Annotated in this window: 1 protein-coding gene; it reads left to right on the top strand. The window is 51.9% G+C overall.

Going from position 1 to position 1,745, the window contains the following annotated elements; genetic code table 11:
• The coding region (locus tag ABEW34_RS31940; protein ID WP_430165923.1) for a family 78 glycoside hydrolase catalytic domain at positions 1 to 1,745 on the top strand (1,745 nt) is incomplete at both ends.

Here is a 1,745-nt window from a genome sequence, read left to right on the forward strand (position 1 = left end):
CGGAGCGCATTCCGCTGCTCCGAACCTTTGTCACCGTTGAAAAAATGGTCAAAAGCGCCCGGATTTACGCTACGGCACTAGGCATGTATGAGCTGCAATGGAATGGCAATCGCATTGGCGACGACTATTTTACACCCGGCTGGACCAGCTACGGCAAACGGCTGCAATATCAGGTATACGATGTAACAGACCAGTTGACCGTTGGCACACATGCGATTGGCGCACTGCTCGGCAATGGCTGGTACAAAGGGGAGCTCGGCTGGAAGCAGGAGAAAGAGACGTATGGTTCGCGCGCGGCGCTGCTCTTCCAGCTGCATATTGTCTATGAGGACGATACGGAGGATGTTATCGTTTCGAATCATGATTGGCAAGCAGCTGGAAGCGCGATTCTAATGTCCGAAATGTATCATGGCGAGCGTTATGACGCCCGGCTGGAATTGGACTGGCATAGCGGGCAAACGGCGGACTCAGACGTGTGGCTGCCTGTTGAAACGATTACGCATTCTAAATCAATCATAACCCAGCAGGTAAATGAGTCCGTTCGCTCCACCGAAACACTTAAGCCGATTGCTGTGATCCAAACGCCGGAGGGCGATACGGTGCTTGATTTTGGCCAAAACATGGTCGGTTGGGTAAAATTCGAGGTTGAAGGCGCCGCTGGACATAGGGTGGAATTGCAGCATGCCGAGGTGCTGGACCATGCTGGAAACTTCTATATGGGCAATATTCGCCGGGCAGAGCAGCGCATCCAATATACGTTGAAAGGCAGCGGGAAGGAAACGTTTGAACCGCATTTTACCTTCCAAGGCTTCCGTTATGTGAAGCTGACAGGGTTTAATGTGCCAATTAATCCCGAAGCTTTCAGCGGAATTGTGCTGCATTCCGATATGGAGCGAACAGGGTTTTTCGAATGCTCGGATGCCAAGGTGAATCAGTTGCATCATAATATCGTCTGGGGACAAAAGGGCAATTTTGTCGATGTGCCAACCGACTGTCCGCAGCGCGATGAGCGGCTGGGCTGGACGGGCGACGCACAAATGTTCATTCGAACGGCTTCCTATGTGATGAATGTTGCCCCATTTTTCACTAAATGGCTGCAAGATTTGAAAGCGGATCAGACGCCAGAAGGGGGCATCCCATTCTACATTCCTAATCTGAAGCCCGAGTTTTCTGAGGGCTGGGGGGATACAAGCCATTCCTCGGCAGCTTGGGGCGATGCGGCGGTTATTTGTCCATGGACGATGTATGAAGCGTATGGCGATGCTAGGCTGCTGGAGGCGCAATATGACAGTATGAACCAATGGATTCAGTACATTTATGAGCAGGGAAGCAACCCTTATTTGTGGAACACGGGATTCCACTTTGGCGATTGGCTGGGGCTAGATTCCAAGCCGAACAGCTACGTCGGGGCAACGGACAGAGATTTTATTGCAACGGCCTATTACGCTTATTCGGTATCGCTCGTCGCTAAAGCGGCGAAAGCATTAGGGAAGGAAACGGAAGTGGAGCGTCTAGCTTCCTGGCATAAACAAATTATTGCCGCATTCCAGCATGAGTTTCTGACTCCGTCCGGGCGGTTGTCTGTACCGACACAAACAGCGCAGGTACTGGCGCTTCGCTTCGGCCTTGTGTCAGGGTCGGCGAAAGAGAGGGCCGAGCAGAAGCTTGCCGAGCTGTTAAAGGAACAAGATGACCATTTGACGACAGGATTTGTCGGTACGCCTTATTTAAATCCTGTGCTCAGC

It is taken from the genome of Paenibacillus algorifonticola (genome assembly GCF_050481745.1).
Classification (GTDB): domain Bacteria; phylum Bacillota; class Bacilli; order Paenibacillales; family Paenibacillaceae; genus Pristimantibacillus; species Pristimantibacillus algorifonticola_A.